Origin of the sequence: Asticcacaulis sp. SL142, assembly GCF_026625745.1 — a bacterium.
Taxonomy (GTDB): Bacteria; Pseudomonadota; Alphaproteobacteria; order Caulobacterales; family Caulobacteraceae; genus Asticcacaulis.
The window spans coordinates 26,438-51,103 of record NZ_CP113061.1 but is presented as its reverse complement, the minus strand read 5'-3'; the positions used below and the strand labels follow the sequence as shown (position 1 = coordinate 51,103).

General features: G+C 57.8%; 23 protein-coding genes. 15 read left to right on the top strand and 8 right to left on the bottom strand.

Annotation, left to right across the window (positions count from 1 at the left end; translation table 11 throughout):
* Window positions 1–38: 38 nt before the first annotated feature.
* On the top strand, window positions 39–1,601 hold the full coding sequence (locus OVA03_RS00175) for an undecaprenyl-phosphate glucose phosphotransferase (protein WP_324291014.1): 1,563 nt from the start codon (window positions 39–41) through the stop codon (window positions 1,599–1,601).
* On the opposite strand, the gene OVA03_RS00170 is transcribed toward OVA03_RS00175, so the two are convergent.
* Window positions 1,602–3,674: an AsmA family protein gene (locus OVA03_RS00170; RefSeq protein WP_267526235.1), complete on the bottom strand. Its 2,073-nt coding sequence runs from the start codon at window positions 3,672–3,674 to the stop codon at window positions 1,602–1,604.
* 132 nt (window positions 3,675–3,806) lie between these two features.
* Here OVA03_RS00170 and OVA03_RS00165 point away from each other — a divergent pair, with 132 nt between their 5' ends.
* The 3 genes from OVA03_RS00165 to OVA03_RS00155 are packed head-to-tail and all read left to right on the top strand — an operon-like array spanning window position 3,807 to window position 6,978.
* Window positions 3,807–5,264 (top strand): lipopolysaccharide biosynthesis protein, encoded by a 1,458-nt coding sequence (locus tag OVA03_RS00165; RefSeq protein ID WP_267526234.1) that lies wholly within the window; start codon window positions 3,807–3,809, stop codon window positions 5,262–5,264.
* 2 nt (window positions 5,265–5,266) lie between these two features.
* Window positions 5,267–6,217 (top strand): glycosyltransferase family 2 protein, encoded by a 951-nt coding sequence (locus OVA03_RS00160; protein ID WP_267526233.1) that lies wholly within the window; start codon window positions 5,267–5,269, stop codon window positions 6,215–6,217.
* Window positions 6,214–6,978: a polysaccharide deacetylase family protein gene (locus OVA03_RS00155; RefSeq protein ID WP_267526232.1), complete on the top strand. Its 765-nt coding sequence runs from the start codon at window positions 6,214–6,216 to the stop codon at window positions 6,976–6,978. The genes OVA03_RS00160 and OVA03_RS00155 overlap by 4 nt, the downstream gene beginning before the upstream one ends.
* On the opposite strand, the gene OVA03_RS00150 is transcribed toward OVA03_RS00155, so the two are convergent.
* Window positions 6,972–7,508, bottom strand: coding sequence for a hypothetical protein (locus OVA03_RS00150; RefSeq protein ID WP_267526231.1), 537 nt, complete (start codon window positions 7,506–7,508; stop codon window positions 6,972–6,974). The genes OVA03_RS00155 and OVA03_RS00150 overlap by 7 nt on opposite strands.
* A 164-nt stretch (window positions 7,509–7,672) precedes the next feature.
* On the opposite strand from OVA03_RS00150, the gene OVA03_RS00145 reads away from it, so the two are divergent.
* From OVA03_RS00145 to hemN, 5 genes are all read left to right on the top strand, one after another.
* Window positions 7,673–8,269: a hypothetical protein gene (locus OVA03_RS00145; protein ID WP_267526230.1), complete on the top strand. Its 597-nt coding sequence runs from the start codon at window positions 7,673–7,675 to the stop codon at window positions 8,267–8,269.
* Window positions 8,270–8,399: 130 nt separating this feature from the next.
* Window positions 8,400–9,755 carry a M48 family metallopeptidase gene (locus OVA03_RS00140; protein WP_267526229.1) on the top strand — a complete coding sequence of 452 codons (1,356 nt, stop codon included), beginning with the start codon at window positions 8,400–8,402 and terminating at the stop codon, window positions 9,753–9,755.
* A gap of 1 nt (window position 9,756) precedes the next feature.
* Window positions 9,757–10,362, top strand: coding sequence for a hypothetical protein (locus OVA03_RS00135; RefSeq protein ID WP_267526228.1), 606 nt, complete (start codon window positions 9,757–9,759; stop codon window positions 10,360–10,362).
* 25 nt (window positions 10,363–10,387) lie between these two features.
* Entirely contained in the window at window positions 10,388–11,635 is a 1,248-nt protein-coding gene (locus tag OVA03_RS00130) for an SEL1-like repeat protein (RefSeq protein ID WP_267526227.1), read from the top strand.
* Between the two features lie 89 nt (window positions 11,636–11,724).
* The gene (gene hemN, locus OVA03_RS00125) at window positions 11,725–13,104 is read left to right on the top strand and encodes an oxygen-independent coproporphyrinogen III oxidase (protein ID WP_267526226.1); all 1,380 of its coding nucleotides are present in this window, start codon (window positions 11,725–11,727) and stop codon (window positions 13,102–13,104) included.
* Between the two features lie 6 nt (window positions 13,105–13,110).
* On the opposite strand, the gene OVA03_RS00120 is transcribed toward hemN, so the two are convergent.
* Complete coding sequence (locus OVA03_RS00120) at window positions 13,111–13,551, bottom strand: GNAT family N-acetyltransferase (protein WP_267526225.1); 441 nt, start codon at window positions 13,549–13,551, stop codon at window positions 13,111–13,113.
* A 210-nt stretch (window positions 13,552–13,761) separates the two neighbouring features.
* Here OVA03_RS00120 and OVA03_RS00115 point away from each other — a divergent pair, with 210 nt between their 5' ends.
* Complete coding sequence (locus OVA03_RS00115; RefSeq protein ID WP_267526224.1) at window positions 13,762–15,282, top strand: catalase; 1,521 nt, start codon at window positions 13,762–13,764, stop codon at window positions 15,280–15,282.
* Window positions 15,283–15,332: 50 nt separating this feature from the next.
* Here the strand turns inward: OVA03_RS00115 and OVA03_RS00110 are convergent, their stop codons facing one another.
* On the bottom strand, window positions 15,333–15,566 hold the full coding sequence (locus OVA03_RS00110) for an alkylphosphonate utilization protein (RefSeq protein WP_267526223.1): 234 nt from the start codon (window positions 15,564–15,566) through the stop codon (window positions 15,333–15,335).
* A gap of 46 nt (window positions 15,567–15,612) precedes the next feature.
* Window positions 15,613–16,047: a hypothetical protein gene (locus OVA03_RS00105; protein WP_267526222.1), complete on the bottom strand. Its 435-nt coding sequence runs from the start codon at window positions 16,045–16,047 to the stop codon at window positions 15,613–15,615.
* A 310-nt stretch (window positions 16,048–16,357) separates the two neighbouring features.
* Here OVA03_RS00105 and OVA03_RS00100 point away from each other — a divergent pair, with 310 nt between their 5' ends.
* Genes OVA03_RS00100 through OVA03_RS00090 form a run of 3 tightly spaced genes read left to right on the top strand, consistent with a single transcriptional unit; the run spans window position 16,358 to window position 19,702 of the window.
* Window positions 16,358–17,818 carry a UbiA family prenyltransferase gene (locus OVA03_RS00100; protein ID WP_267526221.1) on the top strand — a complete coding sequence of 487 codons (1,461 nt, stop codon included), beginning with the start codon at window positions 16,358–16,360 and terminating at the stop codon, window positions 17,816–17,818.
* Window positions 17,819–17,833: 15 nt separating this feature from the next.
* Window positions 17,834–19,285, top strand: a complete 1,452-nt coding sequence (locus OVA03_RS00095) for a hypothetical protein (RefSeq protein ID WP_267526220.1) — start codon at window positions 17,834–17,836, stop codon at window positions 19,283–19,285.
* A gap of 33 nt (window positions 19,286–19,318) precedes the next feature.
* A complete protein-coding gene (locus OVA03_RS00090; RefSeq protein WP_267526219.1) occupies window positions 19,319–19,702 on the top strand; it encodes an SMR family transporter in 384 nt (127 codons plus the stop codon).
* Here the strand turns inward: OVA03_RS00090 and OVA03_RS00085 are convergent.
* Window positions 19,699–20,391, bottom strand: coding sequence for a transcriptional regulator (locus OVA03_RS00085; RefSeq protein ID WP_267526218.1), 693 nt, complete (start codon window positions 20,389–20,391; stop codon window positions 19,699–19,701). The genes OVA03_RS00090 and OVA03_RS00085 overlap by 4 nt on opposite strands.
* A 124-nt stretch (window positions 20,392–20,515) precedes the next feature.
* Window positions 20,516–22,009, bottom strand: a complete 1,494-nt coding sequence (locus OVA03_RS00080) for a GumC family protein (RefSeq protein ID WP_267526217.1) — start codon at window positions 22,007–22,009, stop codon at window positions 20,516–20,518.
* Window positions 22,010–22,358: 349 nt separating this feature from the next.
* On the opposite strand from OVA03_RS00080, the gene OVA03_RS00075 reads away from it, so the two are divergent.
* Both OVA03_RS00075 and chrA read left to right on the top strand, forming a co-directional pair.
* Window positions 22,359–23,087 carry a polysaccharide biosynthesis/export family protein gene (locus tag OVA03_RS00075; protein ID WP_267526216.1) on the top strand — a complete coding sequence of 243 codons (729 nt, stop codon included), beginning with the start codon at window positions 22,359–22,361 and terminating at the stop codon, window positions 23,085–23,087.
* Window positions 23,087–24,274 (top strand): chromate efflux transporter, encoded by a 1,188-nt coding sequence (gene chrA / locus OVA03_RS00070; protein WP_267526215.1) that lies wholly within the window; start codon window positions 23,087–23,089, stop codon window positions 24,272–24,274. The genes OVA03_RS00075 and chrA overlap by 1 nt, the downstream gene beginning before the upstream one ends.
* On the opposite strand, the gene OVA03_RS00065 is transcribed toward chrA, so the two are convergent.
* Complete coding sequence (locus OVA03_RS00065; RefSeq protein ID WP_267526214.1) at window positions 24,271–24,537, bottom strand: sel1 repeat family protein; 267 nt, start codon at window positions 24,535–24,537, stop codon at window positions 24,271–24,273. The two genes, chrA and OVA03_RS00065, sit on opposite strands and share 4 nt — an antisense overlap.
* Between the last annotated feature and the right edge of the window lie 129 nt (window positions 24,538–24,666).

The following is a 24,666-nucleotide window of genomic DNA, read 5'->3' as shown; positions in this document are numbered from 1 at the left end:
TTATATATAAAAAATACTTGTGATGGTTTCGCCCCCAGATGTTAATCGACCTTATTCGGCCCGATGCCGCCAGGACGGGCGATAGTTTACGTCACGACGACGGACTAAAGCCCGAACGCCCAGCCGCGCGGGCAGGCCTTGCGGAGGCGTTGCACGTCCGCCGTGGCCCGTTTCGCCCCCAGCGACTGGTCAGTTTACGCGAACGCAAAAGCGGGTACTGGGCGGCCTATATCTTTCGCATGGTTGATATTTGTGCCCTGGCGTTTTTCGGATTTCTGGGCGTAGGTGCCCATTCCGGCGGGCATATGCTGTCGCTGCCGGTCGGCGAGGTTTTGCCGTTTTTGTGCGCCACGGTCGCGGTCGCCATGACCCTTTCGGCCTTTGGGCTGTACCGGCTGAACCGTACCGAAAAGCTGTGGGAGCGACTGCTGAAGGTTGCGGGTTCAATTGGGATGGGCGCGGTGGCCGGCTTTGCGGTGACCTGCCTGATCAAGGGGACTTCCACCTTCCCGCCCGCGTTGGAAATGTGGTCCATGGCCTGTCTGGCCTTTTTCAGCCTGCTGCATCTGCTGTGGTTTACCACCGTGGCACGCTGGCGCAAGCAGGGTCGCCTGACGCCCAACATCGTGATTGTGGGCGCGACCAAACACGCCCAGCGCCTGATTGATGGGGCTCTGGCGCGGCGCGATGTCAATATTTTGGGCATTTTCGATGACCGATTGGCACGTAATCCTGATACCGTTCTGGGTGTGCCTGTGCTGGGCGACACCAAGGCCCTGCTCAGCCATAAGATCACCCCCTATGTCGATCAGATTGTCGTCGCCGTTGATCCCTCGGCCAAGGCCCGCGTCAAGGACATTATAACCCGCCTCAAAAGCCTGCCCAACGAAGTCTCTTTGCTGGTTGACATGCATAATGACGAAGGCCGGCAAGCCGCCCTGTCGCGCATGGCTGATCAGCCGCTGGCGCGCGTGTCTGGCATCACCGAAGACGACAAGCGTGCCTTTAATAAGCGTATTCAGGATATGATTATCGGCCTGATGGCCCTGATTGTATTTGCGCCGGTTATGGTGCTGATCGCCGGCCTGATCAAGCTAGACAGCCCCGGCCCGGTCTTCTTCCGTCAGCGCCGCCACGGCTTTAATAATGAGCCGATCATGGTGTGGAAATTCCGCTCGATGCGTCAGGATGCCGAAGATGCGACCGCGTCCCAGCAAGTGACTGCCGGTGATGAGCGCGTGACCCGCATCGGCCGCATTATTCGCAAGACCAGCCTGGATGAACTGCCGCAGTTGTTCAATGTGATTATGGGTGAAATGTCGCTGGTTGGCCCTCGCCCCCACGCCATTGGCATGAAGACCGGCCCGGACGAGTCGGCGCGTCTGGTGGCCGAATACGCCTGGCGCCACCGCATGAAACCCGGCATGACCGGCTGGGCCGCTGTTAATGGCTCCCGCGGTCCGCTGCATAATGCCGACGATGTGCGCCGGCGGATCAGCCTTGATGTCGATTACATTGAGCGGCAGTCGTTCTGGCTGGATCTCTATATCATGATGATGACCCTGCCGTGTATACTGGGCGACCGTAAGGCGATCCGATAATCAGTTACGGACTCTGGAGTGTGTCTGCGCCTCAAGTGCTGCACAATTGGCGTCACCGGCGTAGTCAAGATTGACGAACGGCAGGACGGTATTGAACGCCGCCGCCAGCCCGCCTTGAGCGATCGCGGTCTTTGCGTCTAAGCCAATCTTTGGCTGGGTCAGGTTGCCGCCGATAACGATCGGGACATCAACCCGCACCAGACGAAATGTCTTGGGCTTGCCCTCAAACACCAGATCAAGGCTTTCGTCCTTAAGGTTGATACGGCCTGAGCCGCTGACCCGCACGACTTCGGTATCAAAGACGATGTTCTGCGCCCGCATGACGCCGTCTGTGATCTTGAACCCGGCGATGGCGCAACGCACCGGCGTTTCCTTTGGGTCTTTTGAAATCAACATAAACAGCCCCTTAGTGGCATTGACGCCCATCAGTTCCGCAAAGCTTTGGCGGATGGTGCCCTGCGGCATGACCAGCGCGAAATCGCCATTAGCCGACGATGCCGCATCATGAACCGTGTGGCCGGTGCCGGTGGCGCGAATGCGGGCATCCAGCAGTCCTTCGACCGGCTCAGCACCGCCGATGGAGGGGGTGAAATCCTGTATGCGCAGGCCCGTCAGGCGCATGTCGATATGGTTGGTCTGAACGTCAGTGCGTGCGTCAATATCAGCCATACCGGTCAGGCGACCATGCGGAAAATTAAACTCAACCGGATTTAGCGTCAGACGGCCTTTGTCGAGCACAATCCCCAGATTAACCTGACGCAGCGGCCAATTGGGCCGCGTCTTAACTGACAGTGCCTTGTAGTTGACCTTGGCATCCATGCCGCGTACACGGGCGACATCAAGAGGTACATCGGGTAGCAAACGGCGCGCGGTGACCGCAGCCTCTTCGGGGGCTGCCGATAATTCAGGCGCGTCAGGCCGGTTAGCCGCCGTCGCCCCAAACAGTGAGCCCAGATCCTGAAAATCGAGCATTTTTGAACTGATGTCGCCGGTCAGATAGGGCCTCCCCTCATTATTCAGATTGACCTTGAGGTCGCCCGCCACATCGCTGCCGCCGACGCGGCCATTGATGCGATTGATATGATAGACCCGCTCATTACGATTTACATGGGCGGTGATTTTATAGGCCGGTGTATTGGGCAGGGTCAGGCCGGTGATCTCATAAAGCTCGGCCAGACTGCGCCCTGTGACCGAGACATCGCCGTCAAGCTGGCCCAGATTAAACGGTTTTAGCACGCGGCCTTTGGCGGTCAGCCGCGTTGGGCCTGCCCGCACCGTCAGATCAAACGGATAGGGCTTATCGGTGCGCACATTCAGCAGCGGCCCGCCGGTCGCGGCCATGTCAAACACCTGACCATTGAGCCGACCGTCGCCATCAAAATTGAAGGCATATTTACGGCCAGCACCTGCGCTTTCCTGAGCGCTGACCGTGCCTTTGAAATTCAGACCAAGGCTGACACTGTTATAGCTGATCTGGCCATCGCGGATGATAAAGGTCTTGATCGGCGGTAGCTTAAAGGCTTCAGCGGATTTGGCGCCCGTGCTGAAATTCCAGTTGGCGCGCCCGCCCTTATCCTGAAACAGCGTGACAACAGGTTTAGTAATCTCAACGTGCGGCAATACCACCCGCCCGATAAACAGCGGCATAAGCTCGGTTGAAATATTAAACTGCTGTGCCTCGGCCATGTGGGCGGTTTTGACAGCACTTTTTGCCCAATTCGGCTGACCGATTTTCAAGCCACCGACCCGGGCTTCGGGGGTGAAACTAAACAGCTTTACCCGCAAATCGCCGGTGATCTCGACCGGGCGGTTAAGCCGATCCGACACAATCGACGACAAGGTTGGCCGAAACCAGTTCCAGTTAGGTTGGGCCAGAAAGATGATGATCGCTAGCAGAGCGGCCAGCAGGGCACCAATCCCCCACAACACCTTGCGAGGCACATGCGAAACACGATTTTGCACCCGCACGGCCTGCACACCCGCCCATTGCCGAGACCACGCAGCACCTGTGGCTAGTCGGGTCTTGGTGGCCTTTATCATCTGGCCGAAGCGGTCTTTGTTCCAGACTGACATACTCCCGACTTAGACATACAGATCATCAGAAATCGATCCGGTTAGTTTTGCGTCATATAAACCCTTGCATATTCAAGTCTTTTAAACATCTCCGTGCCATAGTGGCGTGACCATTCACACGTAAGATCCCGCATGTTCCGCAAAGGCCTGATCGGCTATCTGCCCGCCAATATTCTGCAAGGTATAATCGGGTTCGCCACATTGATGGTGTTCACGCGCATCCTGTCGCCAGAGGATTATGGCCGCTATGCGCTGGCGTTCGGGGTATCGTCGCTGGCCCAGACGGTATGTTTCACCTGGCTGGAAGCGGCGATGGCGCGCTTTTATCCCGCCGAAGCCAGAGACGATGTAACCGCCCCGGCCCTGTACGGCAGCGTTTATCGGCTGTTCGCTGGGGTGACGGTCGTCTTTGCGGTCATAACCGCGATAGGCCTGTGGCTATGGCCGGCGGGCGATGATCCGGCGCTGAAAATCGCCGTCGGTTACGGACTTGGGGCCGTGGTCTTCCGCAGCCTGATCAAGCTGGTTCAGGAACAGCGCCGCTCAGAGGGCCGGGTCAGGGCCGCGTCGATCCTTGATATGCTGCAAACCGCAGGCGGGTTCGGCTTCGGGGTCGCGTTCGCGCTGCTCGGCACCGGCGGCGGATCGCCATTGTTAGGGGCTGCCGTTATCGCCCTGATCTGCTTGCCGTTTTTTGCGCGTGAGGACTGGGGCCGTGCCGTCCGTGGCCGGTTTGATGCCGAACGCGCCAGACAGTATGCCCATTACGGGTTTCCGATTGCCGCCTCTCTGGTGTTGACTCTGGCGCTCTACACCGCCGACCGTTTTTTGATCGCGCATTACTTAAGTGAAGCCGATGCCGGAGCCTACCATGCCGGTTATAGTCTGGCGTCGCGCATACTGGACGTGCTGTTCATTTGGTTCGGGGCGGCGGGCACACCCGCGATGGTACACGCGCTCGAATCCGACGGTGAAAAAGCGCTGAAAACCACCGCCACCGAACAGATCAAAACCATGAGCTTTATTCTGTTTCCGGCGGTCGGCGGTCTGATCATGGTGGCGCCTGCCTTTGGGGAACTGATGATCGGCGAAGACCTGCGCGCCAAAGCGGTAAGCATCACCACACTTGTCGCCTTGGGGGCACTGTTTTCGGGCCTGAATACCTATTACTTCCTTCAGGCCTTTACGCTGGCCAAGAAAACCCGCCTGCTGGTGGTCGCCATGCTGATCCCGGCGGTCGCCAATATCGCGCTCAATGTTATCCTCATCCCGCGCATGGGTTTAATCGGGGCGGCATGGGCGTGCGCTTTGAGTTTCGGGGCCGGTTTGATCGGCTCGTGGCTGTTGGGCCTGCGCACCCTGCCCTTGCCCGTACCGACCGCAGATCTGGCCAAAACCGGCCTCTGTACAGCCGCCATGATGGCAATGATTGCCGTCCTGCCGTCACATGGCGGTATCATCGAACTGATGCTGAAATCGGCAACAGGTGCGATTATCTACGGATTTTGCGCGTATTTTTGCAATTTACACGGTATTCGCGCACACTTACTAAGATTTTATAATCTATTTCGCGCTAAACTCGGCGTATGATCATGCAGGACACCCGCCTCGATATCGAAGCGACGCTGATTTTCAACAGCGTGCATGAGCGCGTGTCACCGCGCCTGTCGGTGCTGATCCCGTTTTTCCGTGAATCCCCCGCCGAACTGATGAAGGCGCTGAACGCCATCGCCACCGATGTGCGTGATGAGATCGAAGTCGTGGTGCTGGATGACGGGTCGCGCCGCCCGGAACTAAGCCTTGAGGTCATGGACCTGCTCGATACCTTAAATATCGCCATCTGCTTTATCGAGCTAAAGCACAATGTCGGGCGCGCCAAGGGCCGCAATCGCCTGGTTGATGCCGCGCGTGGGCCCTATGTGCTGTTTCTCGATGCCGACATGCTGCCGGATCAGGACAATTTTCTGGAACGCTGGGTCGATATGACCCGCGCCGAAGCCCCGGTCGTGTTTGGCGGTTTTTCGCTTTTGAAAGCGCCCAAATCGAAAGCCTTTGCCCTCCATGCCCAGATGGCCGGTTATAGTGACTGTTTAAGCGCCGCCCAACGGTTGGAAGCGCCTGAAAAATATGTGTTCACGTCGAACCTTTTGGTGCGCAAGGACGTGTTTAAAACCCACGACTTTGACCCGGAATTCCGTGGCTGGGGCTGGGAAGATGTTGAATGGGCCATGCGCGTCTCGGCCGATTTCGGCATTGACCATATCGACAATACCGCCACCCACATGGGCCTGGATACTGCTGATGTCCTGCTGTCGAAATATGAGCAATCCGGTGCTAATTTCGCCCGTGTCGTGCGCAAACACCCTGAGATCGTCACCCGCTACCCCAGCTATAAAATGGCCCGCCTGATCAAGGCATTACCGTTTGGTGGCTCCTTGCGCGGCGCACTAAAATCGACCGTGCAAAGCCAGAGCCTGCCGCTGAAAGCCCGCGCCTTTGCGCTTAGGCTTTACCGCGCCGCCATCTATGCCAATGCCTTATGAGTGAGCCGATCTATAGTGCCGACCGATCTGTGTACGGCAAACTAAGGCGGCGCGCCTCAAAGCTGATCTACCGCAAGCCCGGGCGGCTTGAGGGGCTGAAACGTCCCCTGATCACCTTCAGCTTTGATGATGCCCCGCAGTCGGCCTTGACGGAAGGAGCGCGGATTCTGGAAGCTTACGGCGCGCGCGGCACCTATTTTATCTCGACCGGTCTGATGGGTAATGAAAGCCATCTGGGAAAATACCTGACCGGCGATGAGGTGCGCGACCTGTCAGACCGCGGCCACGAAATCGCCTGCCACACCTATGAGCATCTCGATTGCGGGCGCGCCGACGCCATAACCATCGCCCAAAGCCTTGCGCGCAACCGCGCCGAACTGGCGGCCCTTGGCGTGACCGGCATCAGCACCTTCGCCTATCCCTATGGTGACGTCTCCCCGCAGGCCAAGTCAGTGTTAAGCCGCACCTACGCCTCCGCCCGCGCCCTGCATCACGGCCTGATCACCACCGGCACAGACCTCAATCAGGCCCCGGCCATTGGTATTGAAGGCGAAAACGGCGAAGCGGTGGGACTGAAATGGATCGAAGCCGCCCGCGCCACCAAAGACGCGTGGCTGGTGCTCTACACCCACGATGTCCGCGAAACCCCAAGCACCTGGGGCTGCACCATCAAAACGTTCGAGCGTCTGGTCAAAACCGCCCGCGACCATGACTTTGAGATCGTGACCTATGCTGAGGGTGTCAGTCGCGCGACCTACTGAATCTTGCGCATCTTGGCCAAAGGTTCAAAATCGAGCTTACCCTTGGCCGGCAACCACATCAGACCGCGTGAGCAGAACACTTCGGTCGCGAAACTGCGCTTGACCGTAGTGCCGCAATCAGCACCTGCCACATCGACCCACAGCTTGGCGCTGGCGGCGGATTTATCGAGGTTGGCCGCGTAGACATAGCCGCCCCACGCCTCTTTATAGCCCGAAGGCCCGGACACAAAAACCGTCAGCGGTGATCCGGCATTGCCACCATAAAGGGAGGCCGCGCCGTCGCAGATCAGCTCGCCCTGATAGACGCCGTAATCCGCCCGTCCGTCGCCGTTGAAATCGGCCACCCGCATGGCCGAGGCCGGATCAAGGAAGCGTCCGCCGACCTCCGCGCACATGAGCGACAGGGATTTGAGGTGATCCGCCACCGGCTTGGGGTATCCCTTGCCCCCTTGGGCCAGGGCGCCGCCCGCAAAGCTCAAAACGGCGGCGCACGCGACCACGGCGCCCATTACGCTTTTGACATTCAACATCGCAAATCCCCCTGATATTTTTGACATAAGACTATAGCCGATAAAGCCTTCATAGCATATCCACAGGAAATAACCGTAACGTATCGGCTACATATCTCAACCCTCTGTTGACTAAAGCCATATGTGATATATAAATGCCGCCGGGAGACTGTTGGGGGAACCTTATGAAATTGAACCGTTTTTTGGCCGCCGCCACTCTGGCGACCGCTGTAGCCGTGTGCGCGCCGCAGGCCTTTGCCGCCAAGGCCGAAACTTTTGTAAAAATCGAAAAACCGGCGGCGGGCACGCCCGTGTTGCTGATCAAGCCGGATGCGGATCTCAGCATGCTGACGGCATCCGGGGTGACTGAACCCAAGGTCGAATGGTCGGATAATGCCGAAAAATATCTGGCCGAAGCGCTAGAGACGGCCGTCAAGGCCCGCAGCTACACCACCCATGCCGTGCCGATCGAATCCTATCAGGAACCACGCGCCGTCCAACTGGTTAAGCTCAATACGGTCGTGACCTCTTCCATCGCCATGCAGGAATGGCCGATGATGCGCCTGCCCACCAAGACGGCGTTCGACTGGACGCTGGGCGAAGGCACACAGGTTCTGGATTCCGCAGGTCGCGGACGGTACCGCCGCCCCGCAATATGTGATTTTCCTGCGCGCTACGGGGTCTTACTCCAGCGGCGGACGCGCGGCCTTAGCCGTCGGTGCGGCCCTGTTGGGGGCAGGCGTGCCTCTGGGCGGGCAGTTCGTACAGGCGACACTGGTTGACCTCAAAACGGGGAAAGTCGTGTGGTACGAATTCGATAAGGTGCCGACCGGCGAAGACATTCGCACGCCTGAGGGGGCGACCGCGACGGTTACCCGCCTGTTCAAAAAGCTGCCGATCTAAGGTCGCGTCATGAAACGCTTAACCCTTAGCGCGCTGATGTCGGCGGTCGCCATTTGCGCGATCCTGCCCGCACCGGTGCTGGCCCAAACGGCTGCCAAACCGGCCAAAGACCTTGATGAGCGCACGCCCGGCCAAAAACCGGCTGATAACAGCCTGGAGCATAGCCTGTGGGACCAGTCAGAAAAGGCTGAATACAAGGCCCAAACCTCCGGCGAACGCAATCGCGATCCGGCGCTTAATGCCTATGTCGACAGCGTGGTTGATAAGGTCACCGGCCCTTACAGCGGCGATGTGCGGGTCTATGTCATGGACCGGCCGTTCTTTAACGCCTCCATGGCCCCCAACGGTTATACCGAAGTGTGGTCGGGCCTGCTGCTGCGGGCGGAAACCGAGGATGAACTGGCCTTCGTGCTGGGCCACGAATTCGCCCACTTTCGCCACACCCATTCGCTTCAGGCCTATAAGAACTTTAAGTCAAACCGCGATGCGGCACTGGCGGCCACCATGCTAATTGCCGTGGCCGGTGCGGCGGCCGCAGGCAATGCCGGCAGTTACGCCGCCGCCCGCGATATCTCAAACCTGACGCGTGGCCTGATCGACGTAGTTTATCTCGGATCGATCGCCGCCTATTTCGGCTATTCGCGTGAGACGGAAACCGAAGCTGACCGTTTCGGCAGCCAGTACGCCCATCAGGCCGGTTACACGTCTATGGCCGGCGCGCAATTGTGGCGCACCCTGTTGGATGAAACCGCCGCCTCTGATTACCGCCGGGTGCGCAATTCCCCGACCCGCATCAATATCTTTGGCTCTCATCCGCTGGAAACCGACCGGATCACCGCCATTCAGGGCTATGATAAGGCGCTGAATGGCGGTAAGGCCAGCGCCTTTGATGACGCGGCACTCAAGCCCGCCCGTGCCGCTTACCGCGCCCATATCCGCGCCCATCTGGGTGACTGGCTGAAGGACGATCTGCGCCGGATGGACTATGGCCAGACGCTGTTTACCATCAAGCGCTTAAGCCGCGACGGCGAGGATCTAGGCCTGCTCAACTTCTATGCCGGTGAAGCCTATCGTCTGCGGGTCAAGGAAGCCAAAACGACCGAGACCAATGCCGATAAGCTCGACCGGTTTGAGGTCGATAAGACGCAGAACCTGGAGGCCGCCGCCACGGCCTATAAAACCGCGCTGCAACATGCCGATGCGCCCGCTGAAACCTACCGCCAGCTTGGCGATGTCTATCGCAAGCTGGAGCGCAAAACCGATGCCATCGAGGCACTGACTAACTATATCAAGGCCCATCCCGACGCCGAAGACGCCTGGATGGTCGAAGACCAGATCGCGACATTAAATAAGGGGGGCGCGTGATATGAACCTTAACTCAACATTGAAAACTATGGCCGTAATCGGCGCATCCGTGGCGGTTTTGGCCGCCTGTGCGTCAGGCCCGAAACTGGTGCCAGCGGGCAAGCTGGCCGTCGGCAATGCCAGCGTAACCTTAAGCCGCGACTGGTCCGACATCGGGGTTTTGTCCTATCACAAGGCCAAGAAGGTCAAAATTCTGTCGATCGACGGGCCGGGCCTGAACCGGCTTTATGTGTCGGAAGGCCTGACCAGCGATGACCCGCTGATGGTGTCGCCCACCGCTGGCGACCGCAAAAACGCCCCCGCCCCGCGCGGCAAAAAGGACATGTCCCTGTCCGAGCAGATCGAGTTCGTGACCACCAGCCTGAATGTGCTTGAGTACCAAAAGGTCGAGACCGATAACCCCAAGCCGGTCACCGTCGGCGATTCCCGCGGCGTGCGCTTTGACTTCACCGCCAAGACCTCGGACGGGCTGGATATCAAGGGCGTCGCTCAGGCGGTCAGCAAGGGCGGTCTGAACTACTACATCATCTATCTGGCCCCGGCCGAGCACTATTTTGACGCCAGCCTGAAAGACGCCGTCGCCGTTATGGATGGGGCTAAGGTTTAAGTCGGCCAGACGGAGAGGGAAAGCCATGCTCAAAACCATTCAGCGTCTTGTTTTGAGCATGTTTACTGCCATTTGTGTCATGGCAGCCCTGCCCGCCCTGGCGCAAACCCATCAGGAGACTGTGGCCAAAGCTGAGGCCGGAGATATGTTTGCCCAGTTTCAAATGGGCCTGGACTATGAACTTGGTCAGGGCGTGGAAGTGGACAAAGCCCAGGCCGCAAAGTGGTATCAGAAATCCATAGATAGCGGCCTGCACTGGGCCTATGGCGGTCTGGCTAAGATGTACGAAACAGGCGAAGGTGTCCCCAAAGATGCCGAAAAAGCCAAACACTACGCAGCCATAGCCATGGAAAAAACTCTGGATGAGATGATCCATCCGGAAAAATACGGGCACATCAGAGCGCACTACAACAAAATCGAAGCCCGTGAACGTGACGAAAAGCTCAGATTAGCTGAAAATGGCGATCTGGATGCGCAAAACGAACTGGCACAAGCTTATCTCGAAGGCAGGAATGGTTTCGAGCAAAGCGATCAACAAGCGCTGTATTGGTTTAAAAAAGCAGCAGATCAGGGTGACAGCAGCGTTTTAGGTGCATGGCTGATCTTGGGTGGTGATCTGGACCTATCTCCCGAAGCCGCCAAAGCCAAAGCTATTGAATGGCACAAAGCTGCCCTGAAAAATGGGAATAGCGAAGCTGAGGCTGAGATTGAAGCCATCAGCCGCATGAGTCTTGATGAAGTTATTGATGAACAAAGGTTCCAAAAGTACAGGAAAGCGGAGGCCATTCTTTCTTGTGACCAGAACGAAACCCTTCCCTGTTCGGAATACTTGAAAAAAGCCGCACTTTTACAAATTAAAGCCTTGGCTGAATTAGGTGTGACCGCGGCTGAGGCTGGCTGGGGCATATCTCTGCTTGATGAAGGCGCCATGGCAAAACTAGATGCCAAGCCTGACCCAAACGCAGCCATCGCTTACCTTAACAAAGCCGCCGAAAAGAATGACGAAAATGCCATGCTGTTTCTGGCGCGGGTGTATGAGCATGGCCGGGGCGTACCCAAAGACACCGCCGCCGCACTGATGTGGTATGATCGGGTGATGGTCAAAATGACTACGGAAAGAGCCGAGGCGGCAAAGAACAATCATTATATCTCCGGCGGTAATGACACGCTTATTCAGTGCAAACTCTATTTCCTGCGCGGAGATAAGATCGCAGACCACACCCGTCAGGAATGTACCGCCTGGGATCGCGAAGCCTTTTACAGAGCCTATTAGGCTGCCCCTACGCCCGCGACCAAAGGCCACATAAACGCTAAGGTCATTCCGGTATAAAAGCCCGGCATCACAGGCGCGGAGCGAAGGCTATGGGTGTGCAGACCTTACAGAGATCATGGCAGGATCAGGACATTCTGCGCTACCTAGGCCGCGAGGCGCCGCGCTATACCAGCTATCCATCGGCCCATCATTTCAGTGATTTAAGCCCGCAGACCTACGGGTCATGGCTCGAAACACTCACACCCGACCAGAGCGTAGGTCTTTATCTGCATGTACCATTCTGCCCGCAGATGTGCTATTTCTGCGGTTGCAACACCCAGATCACAAAGCGCTATGATCCGGTGGCGTCCTATGTTGACTGCCTGATCCGGGAGATCAACATGGCTGGTCAGTGGATAGCGTTTAAGCCACGCGTCCATAGCGTCCATTTTGGCGGTGGCTCTCCGGGCATACTGGAACCGGCCGATATGGGCCGGATATTCGAGACCCTGCACGCGCGCTTTGAGATAGCCCCCGACGCGGAAGTCTCCATTGAGCTTGACCCGCGCCGGATCACGGCCGTCAAGGCTCAAACCTATGCCGCCCTGGGCTTTAACCGCGTCAGCATGGGCGTTCAGGACACCCAGACCGAGGTTCAGGTGGCTATCAACCGCGTCCAGCCGATCGAAGTCATCCAGCGCGCCGCCGACCTACTGCGCAGCTATGGTCTGAATGCACTCGGCATCGATTTGGTCTACGGCCTGCCGATGCAGACGCGCGCGGGCCTTGAGGCGACATTGAAAGATGTCAAAGGGCTGGACGCCGATCGCATCAGCGCCTTTTCCTACGCCCATGTGCCGTGGTTCAAAAAGCACCAGACCCTGATCCGTGATGAGGATATTCCGGGTGTGGAGGCCAAGGCCGACTATTTCCTGACCCTGAGCCACGCGCTGGAAGCCCAAGGCTATCAGAGCCTCGGCATCGATCATTTCGCCAAACCTGACGACGGCCTGTGCAAGGCCCAAGCCCACCGCACCCTGCGCCGGAATTTCATGGGCTATACCGACATGCCCAATGACCGGCTGATTGCCTTTGGGGCCTCATCAATCAGCGAACTGGATGACGGCATCGCCCAGAACATCCCCCAAAGCACCGCCTATCAGAACACTATCGGTCAGGGGACGCTGGCCACCAAACGCGGTTGGGCCTACCACGCGGATGACAAGCTGCGTAAGGCCGTGATCAGCGACCTGATGTGCTATTTCGAAGCCGATGTGGCGGCCATTCTGGCGCGTTTTGGCTATCCAGCCGACTATTTCGATGCCGAACTGACCGCCCTTTCGCCCTTTATCCGCGACGGTCTGGTCAGTGTTCGCGGGGGCCACGTCCGCTTTCATTCGCCGCTTAAAATGCTGGCGCGGTCAGTGGCGTGCATCTTTGATCTTTATGCGCAGGAGGGCGGCACCAACCGCTATTCGCGCGTGGCCTGAAGCCCCCTAAACCACCTTATGATAGGTGTAAAAGTCGGTGCGGGTGGCGACCTTATCGTACAGGGCCTGAGCGTTAGTATTGTGGGTATGGGTGACCCAGTAGACCCGCTCGGCACCCAGTTCACGGGCCTGAGCGGTGACGCCATCGATCAGGGCGCGGGCAATGCCTTTCCCCCGATGGCCCTCACTCACAAACAGATCTTCGAGGTAGACATAGCCCCCGCGCGCCCAAGTCGAGCGATGGAACATGAAGCTGACAAAACCGGTCACCTCATCCCCCGTCCGCGCGATCAGCAGATACATATGCTCATCCGGATTAAGAAAACGCCCCCAGGTCAGATCGGTGACCTCAGCCGGCAGATCCTGCTGATAAAACTCAAGATATTTGTGCCATAAAGGCAGCCACGCCGCTTTATCGGCGCCCTGCGCATAAGCGATATCAACCATGCCCCACCCCTTCAAAAGATCAGCATAGCGCGATAGCTGGGCCGCGCACAGTCCCCCATTTCACCCCCGTTTTCATAGATTTTGCTTATCCAAATTTCAATTATAATTGAATTTCTTTATTCGCTTAGCCGGCGCAATATCCACTCGCTGACCGGCTTAAGACAACCCATGTCTGAGATTGCGATCAGCAGAAACGACGGAGATACCCCCATGAGCGCAGATAATCCATCCCCTAAATGCCCGGTAACCGGCCTGACGACCACCGCTGGCGCGCCGGTATCCGACAACCAGAACAGCTTAACCGCTGGTGCGCGCGGGCCGGTTCTGCTGCAAGACTATCAGTTGCTGGAAAAGCTGGCCCACCAAAACCGTGAGCGTATCCCCGAACGGGTCGTGCATGCCAAGGGCTGGGGCGCCTATGGGACGCTTACCATCACCCACGACATTACCAAATATACCCGCGCCAGGGTGTTTGAGGTCGGCAAGCAGACCCCCATGCTGCTGCGTTTTTCGACCGTCGCCGGCGAACAAGGCGCTGCCGATGCCGAGCGCGACGTGCGCGGCTTTGCCATGAAATTCTATACCGAAGAAGGCAACTGGGATCTGGTTGGCAACAATACGCCGGTATTCTTCATTCGCGATCCCTATAAGTTCCCGGACTTCATCCGCACACAAAAGCGCCATCCGCGCACGAATTTACGGTCGCCTACTGCCATGTGGGATTTCTGGTCGCTCAGCCCCGAAAGCCTGCATCAGGTGACCATACTGATGTCAGACCGCGGTATTCCGGTCGATCCGACCCATATGAACGGCTACGGCTCCCATACCTATAGCTTTATCAATGCGCAGAATGAACGCTTCTGGGTCAAGTTTCACTTTAAGACGCAGCAAGGTCATAAGCACTATACCAATGCCGAATCCGCCGATGTAATCGCCCAGTCCCGTGAAAGCTATCAGGAAGCCCTGTTCGGCAAGATCGAGCGCGGCGCGTTCCCGCGCTGGGACGTGCAGGTGCAGATCATGCCGGAAGAGGACGCCGATAAGACGTCCTACAATCCGTTTGACCTGACCAAGGTGTGGCCGCACGACGAATATCCGGTCATTCCGGTGGGTACGCTGGAGCTTAACCGCAACGCTGATAACTATTTCGCGGAAATCGAACAGGCCGCGTTCTCGCCGTCCAACATCGTGCCGGGAATCGGTTTCTCTCCGGATAAGGTCTTGCAGGGCCGCATCTTTGCCTATGCCGATGCCCACCGCCACCGTCTGGGTACGCATTATGAGGCGCTGCCGGTCAATGCGCCGAAATGCCCGGTCCATCACTACCACAAGGACGGGGCCATGCGCTTCTTCCAGAACGATACCGGTAACCCGGATGTCTATTATGAGCCCAACAGCTTTGGTGGGCCGGTTCAGACGGAGGCCTATGCTGAGCCACCGCTGAAAATCTCAGGCGATGCCGACCGCTATAACCACCGCGACGGCAATGATGATTATGTGCAGCCACGGGCGCTGTTCAACCTGTTCGATGCTGACCAGAAAGCGCGCCTGTTTAGCAATATCGCGGCGGCCATGGACGGGGTGCCAGAGTTTATTATCGAGCGGGCTCTTGGTCACTTTGACAAGATTCACCCCGATTACGGTAATGGCATCCGCGCCGCCCTGAAACGGCCGGTGAAGAATGATACGGTAACCTTTGGGTCGGATGCTATTCCAACGCCGGCGCAATAATGTGAAATCCCCGCAGAGTCTTACTCTGCGGGAATTTAAATATTAGCCGATCAGGCTTTCTTCACAAACTCGGTCCGCAGCACCAGACCGCGCACCTTTTCGTGGTTGCACTCGATCTCGTCCTCATCGGGGGTCAGGCGGATATTCTTGATCAGCGTGCCGCGCTTCAATGTCACGCCGCCGGAACCCTTGACCTTAAGATCCTTGACCAGGGTTACACTGTCGCCATCGGACAGTTTGGTGCCATTGGCATCTTTTACTACGATATCGTCATCATCAGCCATGGGCGGCTCCTTTATTCAGCAGATGCCGCCCTGCTAACCGATCCGGCTAGCCACGGCAATAGCCTTCGCCGGTCATGACGATCAGGCAGTTGGTTTTATCCGCCAGCCACTTCATGCCGGTATCAGAACCGTTGCCGGCGCGGATGATATATTCCGCCCCATCGCGCGTGAAGGCCAGACCGCCTTCTTTGACCGCCCCCGGAAAGGTGCGCACCCCGTCAAGGTTCTGGATCGCCACTTCGAACCCACCGTTTAGGGGTTTAACCTCCAGCCACGTTCCTTCAGGCCCTGTCCATTTTCCAGTCCAGTCGGGCACAGATGGCAGTGCCGCCGTCGCAGATGCGGGCATTTCCGCACTGACTGGCGGTAATTCCGGCGGGTTTTGCGGTGGCTCCGGCGCGCGTGAGCAGGCGCTCATCGCCAGACCAAGTCCGAACATGACCGCGGCCATATTCGCGCGTTTGAGGGGTAATAGAGTCATGAAAAATCTCGTCCTGTTTGCGCAGCCTTGCCGACCATTCCCGCTTCAGTTTAGCATAATGCCACCGCCGCGATATGTTTTTTGAGCCTTTTGACTGGCGGAATTTTTGCAGTGGCGAAGACCAGATAGGTGTGGGCGATTTAAAACGACACATCAGATAACGCCGGTCTTTGTGGCGCACACGTTACAGTATCAGTGTATAAGGTGCGGCTGCCAATTTAAGGTTGCTGCCCGACCGCTTTAAAACTAACTTGCCTATGGCGCAGTGCACAAATTTTTATCGATTATTTATGTGCAAGAGGGGTTATTTATGAAATTTGATGCGCTTAAAGATATTTCTGCCGTGGTTCAGGCCCCGCCTCTGGTGGTCGATCTGGACGGCACCCTGGTCAAATCCGACCTGTTGATCGAGTCCGCCTTCGCCGCCCTCGGTAATAACCCTGCGTCATTATTTGGCATGTTAGGCGCTTACCTGCGTGGAAAACCGGCGCTCAAATCTTACATCGCCGAACGCACCGATATTGATGTCGCCCACCTGCCCTATGACGCCGAAGTGCTGGCCCTGATACAGCAGGCACGCAATGACGGCCGCGAGGTTTATTTGGCCTCGGCCACCCATAAGAAATATGTCGAAGCCGTCGCCAACCATCTGGGCGTATTTACCGGCTGGTTCGCCTCAGATGAAACCATCAACCTGTCAGGTTCAAAAAAAGCCGCCCGTCTGGTCGCAGAGTTTGGCGAAAAGGGCTTTGACTACATCGGCAACGACGCCATCGACCTTAAGGTCTGGCCGCAAGCGCGCGAATGTATCGCCGTCAATGCGCCGGGGGCCGTGCGCTCAAAGCTTAAAAAACTCAGCCCCAATGCGGTCGTCCTCAAGACCCTGCCCAAGCAGGGTAAGGCGTGGATCAAACTGCTGCGCGTCCACCAGTGGGCCAAAAACGGTCTGGTCATGGTGCCGGTCCTGACCTCGCAAAGCTTTAGCGTCACCTCGATCACCCAGGCGGTCGCGGCCTTTTTTGCCTTCTCGCTGGCAGCCTCCTCGATCTATATTATCAATGACTTAGTTGACATTGATGCGGATCGTCAGCATCCGTCGAAAAAGCGTCGACCGCTCGCCGCCGGCACCGTGCCGATCCTGCCTGCCATGATTGCCGCCCCCATACTTTTGCTGGCGTCACTCATCGGCGCGTTTCTGGTCAACCCGTTGTTTCTGGCAGTTCTGACCGGATATCTGGTGCTGACCACGCTCTACACCTTTAGCCTTAAGCGTAAACTGCTGGTTGATGTCGTGGCGCTGGCCGGACTTTACACCATTCGCGTCGTCGGCGGGGCAGCGGCGATTTCGGTCGTCGTGTCGGAATGGCTGCTGGCCTTTTCGGTATTTGTCTTTACCGCGCTGGCGCTCATTAAGCGCTATACCGAACTGACCGTGCGCTTCGATCAGGATCTGCCCGACCCGACCAACCGTAACTACCGTAAGGCCGATCTGCCGATTGTCGCCGCACTGGCCGCCGCCGCAGGCTTTAATGCCGTCACCGTGTTTGCGCTCTATGTGTCCGATGACAAGATCAGCCAGCTTTATGCCAACCCTAAGCTGCTGTGGCTGATCTGCCCGTTGCTGCTGTATTGGCTGGGCCGCTGCCTGATGCTGGCCCACCGCCGCGATATGAACGATGACCCGATTGTATTTGCCTTAAAAGACCGCAACAGCCTGCTGACGGTAGCGGCCTGCGGCGTGGTCATGCTGGCCGCCATGATCAGACTATAGAGATTTCAGGCCATCATGTTTTCAACATTTTCAAATATTTATAGCAAATATTACGACAAATATGTCGAACCTCACCCGGTCAATGCGCTGTGGGACCGGCTTGATCGCAAGGTCGCGGACGACGCCACAACCTTAAGCCGCGCCGATATCATTTTATGCGCCGTCATGGGCGTCATCGGCATCGTGATTTCACTGTGGGCCTTTGCCCAGACGCAGCGCGTGCCGGGTATTAACACCTATATGAGTATCTTCCTGCAATCGGACGTCGGGCGGGTCGCGGAAAATCTGGTCACCCCTTCGGGCAACCATTCGCGCACGGCGGTGCACCCGATTTCGTCAATTCTGCTGACCCCGATCGGCTATGTGCTGACCGCCATAGGCTTATCGCCCATCGCCGCCGCCAAGGCCATGACCGTGGCCATCTGCGGGGCCAATGTCGCCCTGTTTGCCGCCACCGTGCGACTGCTGGGCCTGCCCCGCTATGCGGTGGCTTTGTTTACCGCCCTGTTTATGGCCAGTGCCTGTTTCGTGTTCTGGAGTTCAGTAATTGAGCTGTTCCCGTTTGCAGGCTTTACCATCATCCTTAGCCTGTTTCTGCTGGCCTATACCCGCCCGCTTAAGGCGGTTTGGTGGGTGGTGCTGAATGTCCTGACGCTGGGGATCACCACCACCAACTGGACGGCAGGCCTGATCGCCACCGCCGCACGCCACCGGCTGAAATCTTTCTTTGCCATCGCCACCATCGCGCTGGGGGCCGTGGGCGTGTTGGCGGTTGTGCAGCATCCTCTGTTTGAAAAATCCGCCTATTTCTTCAATCCCATCCCGCTGATGCGCGAAACCAACTTCACCCAGCCGTCGATGCAGGCCAAGGGCGACTATAAGGCCGGCTGGAACCCGCTCACCAATCTGCGCAGCCTGTATGTGACCACGGTGGTCGCCATGCCGTCTGAGGTCGAGCAGCAAAACACCATAGAACTGGTCACCACCAACCAGACGTCAGGCTTCCCCAAGGGCGAAATCTCACCGGTTATCGCCACCGCCGCCTGGGTCGTATTGTTCGGTCTGGGGGTTTGGGGCGCCATCAGTCATCGGCCTTTGCGCACAGTGGCCATCGGGGTCGGCGTCATGCTGGCCTTTCAGACCCTGCTGCATTCGGTCTACGGCGAAGTCACCTTCCTCTATAGCTGGCACTTTATGCCTATGATTGTGCTGGTCGCGGCGTTTTCGTGGTTCAGCCGCTACCGCTGGGTCGCCGTCGGGCTGGCGGTCACCGTCATCATCTTTGGCGGCATCAACAATGTCCACCGCCTGCAAGCGACCGTGACTACTGCCGGATGCCTGTCGCAGCTTAATTCCGTTAAGACCTACCAGTCCTGGGACCTGATCAAGACCGAACCGTCACGCGATACCGCCAAGACCTATCCGCCCTTGCCCACGGCTGACATCGAACGCTGCCGCGCCCTCTGATAATCTGCCCTCTGATACCGTGAAAGACCCGCTTTGAACCTGCAACTTGTCGCCCCCATCCTGCTGAGCGTGGCCCTGTCCTCCGGCTCCCAGATCATCCTGAAAAAAGGCATGGTCGATCCGGCCATGCAATCCAGCCTGCAAAGCGGCAATATGTTGACGATTGCGCTGGCGATCATCTCCTCGCCGCTGGTAATCGGGGGCCTGTTCTGCTTTGGCCTCAGCGCCATTGTATGGTTATTTGTGCTGTCCAAAGTGCCGCTGTCGTCGGCCTATCCGTTCGTGGCCCTCGGTATCGTCGTCACGGTGGCGGCAGGCATGACCATGTTTGGCGAAACCATCAGCGTCGCCAAAGCGATAGGTGTCGGCTTTATCGTGCTGGGGATACTATGCGTGGCGGCCCCCGCAACCGCTTAAGCGCGTTTCACCTCACGGGCGCGGTTATAGACCATGCCCGCGAATTGCCCGCCCGCGGCTTCGATATCGGCCTTGAGCGCCAGCCGCGCCGACAGGTCGCCATCAGGTTCCGACACCACCATCACCACCGCGTCCATTAATGGCGCCAGCTTAAGGGCTGCGTCGGATCGCTCAATCGACGGCACATCGACAACAATCGTCTGGGCGTGCTGGCGCAAAGCCTGCCAGTAGGTCGTCTGCGGGAACAGCTTGACGGTTTGGCCGCGTGTGAGGTTTTGCTCCCGAAAGCGCGTCACCCACAGCTTGCCGTCAAAGAACGGACGGGCCACCAAAAACTTCGCATCCGGCACCATATGGCCATCACGGTCGCGGGCGGGCGGGGTAATGGCGAAAAAGGCCGAACCATCCGGGGTAGCCGCACATAGCGGCCCTGCCGGACCAAAGCGTTTGGGCTCTGTCCCCATCGCCACCAACTGGCCCTGCGCCTTGAGGTCGGCATCGACCAGCCAGACCGGACGCTTGGCAAAGGCGGCTTCGGTGCGGGCAAATTCACGCGCCACGGTCGATACGCCTTCACCGTCATAGGCCGACACAAACAGGATCGCTCGTCCCATCGTGGCCGATGGCTTACCCATCGCCCGATTAAGGCCCTGCATCAGTTCCGCCATTTCACGCGTCAGATCGACCATAGGCCCCGTACGATACGAATCACATCTGAGCTATCTTAGGGACTTTTGAGGCGATACGGAACGCCAAGCGCATTCCAAAAAGTGGATACCGGTTTTTGGAATCAAATGCGCGCCAAAAAACGCCTTACGCTCTTTTGGCGCCCGCCGTGGTCAGCACCGGCAGGTCGAGCATCCGTGAGGCTGAGCGCGCACTGACAAATCCTTTGCGGCTATAGGCCATGGCCAGGCCCGCACACAGGGCGGTAAAGCCAGCAAACAGGAACGACCCGATTAGCACCAGTTTTTTCAGGCTCTTACCCGTCAACGGCAGCTCAGCCCGATCGACCACGCGCACGGTTTCTTCGGAGACCTTGGCGATCTCGGCGGCGGCTTCGGTATCCTGAATGCGGTTGGTGAAGGCGCGGATATTGGTTTGCAGGGCCTCGCGCTCAGCCGACAGGCTGTTATATTCGCCTTCCAGCCCCATCAGGCTCTGCATCTTGGTGTTGACGTGATCGACCTGGGCCTTCAGTTGCGCACGCCTGCCACCCAACGACGCCAGTTCCGCCTCCAGCCGCAGCTTTTCGGTCAGCAGGTCCTGATAGATCGGGTTGATCCCAAGCCGATGCTCGCGCTCACCGACCCCGCGGCCAGAGGCCATCATCTGCTCATACTGGGCGATCTGGGCCTCGATATCCCTGACCGGCGGTGCCGAGGGTTGATAGCGCGCCAGCAGGTCCTCGCGCTGGGCCTTGAGCGCCAGAAGCTTTGACGGAATGGACAAATCAAGATCACGCGACAAACTGATTTCCGGCGCCAGACGCTGCACCCGCGCATTCAGCGCCGACAATCTCGCATTCCCCTCAGCGATGCGCGACTCGGCGTCATAAAGCTGGCCCAGCACGGTTTCATGCAGCTTGGCATAGGTCGTCTTAGCCGCCTGAAAATCACCGACACCGTTTTGGGTCAGAAAGTTTTCAAACGCCACATCGGCACTGTGTAGCCTACGGTCAAAAGCGTTTTTCTGTTCGGCCAGTACGGGGGCGGTCACATCCGAAAACACCTGCTGGCGATAGCTGACATATTCGTCAATCATGGTGTTAAGGATCAGCGCCGCCGTATTCGGGTTTTCGTGTTTGAAGCTTAAGCGCACCACATTGATCTGCGGCGTCGTGCCGGTCTCGAAGCCACCGTACAGAATCTTCATCGCCTGTTTATCGGCCTCAAGCTTATCGGCCTCGTTACGCGGCACCCAAGCGGACGGCAGGTCAGGAATGATCGCGCCGTAGCCCAGCTTTTCTATCACCCGGCGTTTAAGGCCGTTGGAGTTAAGGATTTCGACCTCGGACTGCACCACTTCGTCAATGGTCGCAATGGTGCCGCGCGATGGATCGCCGGTGCGCGGGACATAGGCATAGTCTTCGCCAACCTTCATCAACAGCGACGCGCCTGCGGTATAGGTCTGAGTCATGCGCAGGGCCACAAACACCCCGGCCCCAAAAATAACCGCAAACACAATCAGCATCAGCCAGATTTCCCGCCGCAGCAGGGCGAAAATATCGCTGACATCATATTGCATAAAGGCGTGGGACTGGATTTTGGACACACGGCGGCTATCGACGGTTTTAGCCGTCTGCATGCGCCCTGCCCTGTTGCCGGTATCTGCCACCATTTGCCTGTTCTTAGTTGCCTCAACGACTCAAATCTTGGTCGCATTTTAGGCTTTGGGTGAAGTTTGGCGGCAAGCCATTAACCAAACCTTACCTATTTCTAAAGATTGTTAATGCTAGTGTCCTGAATCTGAAATTCGTCTCAGGGCTATATCAAGCTTTAGCGAATTTCAGATTCAACAGGACACTAGAAACTAATAAATCTAGTATCGTTTTGAACTCGAAGTTCGCTTTGCGACTGATATCGAAATGGGGCGAACTTCGAATTCACGATACTAGTGAACTTTCGATTCATTTTAGTTTATCCGGGCGCTTTTAATGCTTTTACGTCGGCACATCCTCAAAGGCGCGTTAACCCTGCTGGCTGCGACACCGGCCCTGAACGCTTGTGCTACCGGCCCAGCCAGTAACCGCAGCCAAACGCAACCGCTGGCCGAACCCATCGCCTTTGCGGACTGGCAGGACAGCGATGCTGGTTATGCGTTTTACCCGACCGATAAGCTGGATATTCAGGTGCCCTCCGCCCCTGAATTAAACCGCCAAGCCACGGTCGGTCAGGATGGCCGCATTTCACTCCCTATGGCCGGTCAGGTCATGGCCGCCCACAAATCCGTGCCGCAGCTAGAGGCCGATATCGCCAAAGCCTATGCGCCGTATCTGCGCAACACTACCGTCAATGTGCTGCCGACCGATACCCCGATGCGGGTGATTGTCGGCGGTGAAGTCAAGGGTGGCGGCTGGATTGATATGTCCGGCGATATGGATGCGCTTCAGGCGGTGATGGCCGCCGGTGGCTTCACGCCCGCGGCGCGCCGCAAAGAGGTCGTCATCATCCGTCGCGGCCCCAGCGGGCAAGCCATGCGCCGGATCATCAACCTGCAAAACGTCATCGATGGGCGTGGAGGTGAGTTATTTGCCATTCGCCGCAACGACATCATCTTTGTGCCGCGCTCCAACATTGCCGAAGCCGGTATATGGGTGCAGCAGCACGTCAATGACCTGATCCCGTCGGGGATCATGACCTATCTGCTGTATAATTCTAACTGATGACAAATGTCGCCCGCCTTTGGGAGACGTTTTCAGTGTCCCTGCGGCTGGGTTTGACCTCGTTCGGCGGGCCGATTGCCCATCTGGGTTATTTTGAAAATACCTATGTGCGCCGCCTGAACTGGCTGACGCCGCAGACTTATGGCGAGATTGTCGCCCTTTGTCAGTTACTCCCCGGCCCGGCCAGTTCTCAGGCCAACTTCCTGATCGGCTGGCAGCGGGCGGGTGCGTGGGGTGCGATCCTGTCGTGGATCGGTTTTACCCTGCCGTCGGCGCTGTTGATGTACGGGCTGGCCGTCGCCGCCCCACATATGAACGGCCCGCTGGCTGAGCCGATCTTTCACGCCCTCAAACTGGTGGCGGTATGCGTGGTCGCGCAAGCCGTGTTGAGCATGGGTCGTAAGCTGTGTCCCGATGTTCAACGCCTGCTGATCGCAATCGTGTGCGGGCTTGGCGTGGTTATGATCGGCGGTGTCTGGGCGCAGGTTGGCGCTATTGCTGTGGCGGCCATTGCGGGCCTTATCCTTTGCCGCGCAACTGAAATCACCGCCACGGGCCTTAGCCTGCCTATCAGCCGCAGAACCGGCCTGATAGCACTTGGCGCATTTGCCATCTTTATGGTGGGATTGCCGCTTGTGGCGGGCCATGACCGGCTGCTCGGCCTGATCGACATTCATTACCGCGCCGGAGCCTTGGTTTTCGGCGGCGGCCATGTGGTGCTGCCACTACTGCATGAGCCGATGGTGGCCAAGGGTATGATCAGCGATGCCGATTTTCTGGCCGGATATGGCGGGGCTCAGGCTGTGCCGGGGCCGCTGTTTACGCTGGCCGCCTATCTTGGGGCGATGTCTGCGCCTGCGGGCGCTGCCCCTCTATGGGCGTTGAGCGCGCTAATTGCCCTGTCCCTGCCCGGACTGCTGCTGGCCATAGCCGGTGCGCCGCTGTGGACATGGATCAGGTCTCATTCGGCCGCGCAAACCGCCCTGATGGGGATCAATGCGGGCGTGGTCGGCATACTGGCCGCCGCCCTCTATAGTCCCGTCGGAACCTCAGCCATCTTAAGCCCACGCGATGCGCTGATCGCGGTCGCGGGCGTCTTCGCCTTGGAACGGCTTAAGACTCCGCCCCTCATGGTCGTGGGCGCCATCATTGCTGTCTATATGGCGAGTGCGCTCTTGCCGTTTTAGGCCACCAGACCAATACGGCCCTGATCCAGCCACTGACGGGCGCAGCGCTGAGCTTCGGCCACATCTTCGCGTTCCATCTCTTTTGACAGTTCACGGCGATAGACGCTGGCCTCCAGGCTGCCGCGCATGGCCGCCAGATTAAACATCATGTGCGCCGACACCAGATCAACCGGCGCACCGCCGGAGCCGGTGGAATACATCATGCCCAGGCGCATCAGGTCGTCAGACCCCATATCCGGGGTCGGCAGAGGCAGTGGAGCCATTTCATTAGCTGCGATCGTCATTGAACTTAAACCCGCGCATTTTGCGCGTTCCCTTGCTGTTGATAAGTCGAGTTTTCCATCAGCAAGTGAAGTTAAGGTTAATAGCGCATTTTTGAGCAAATATTTTAT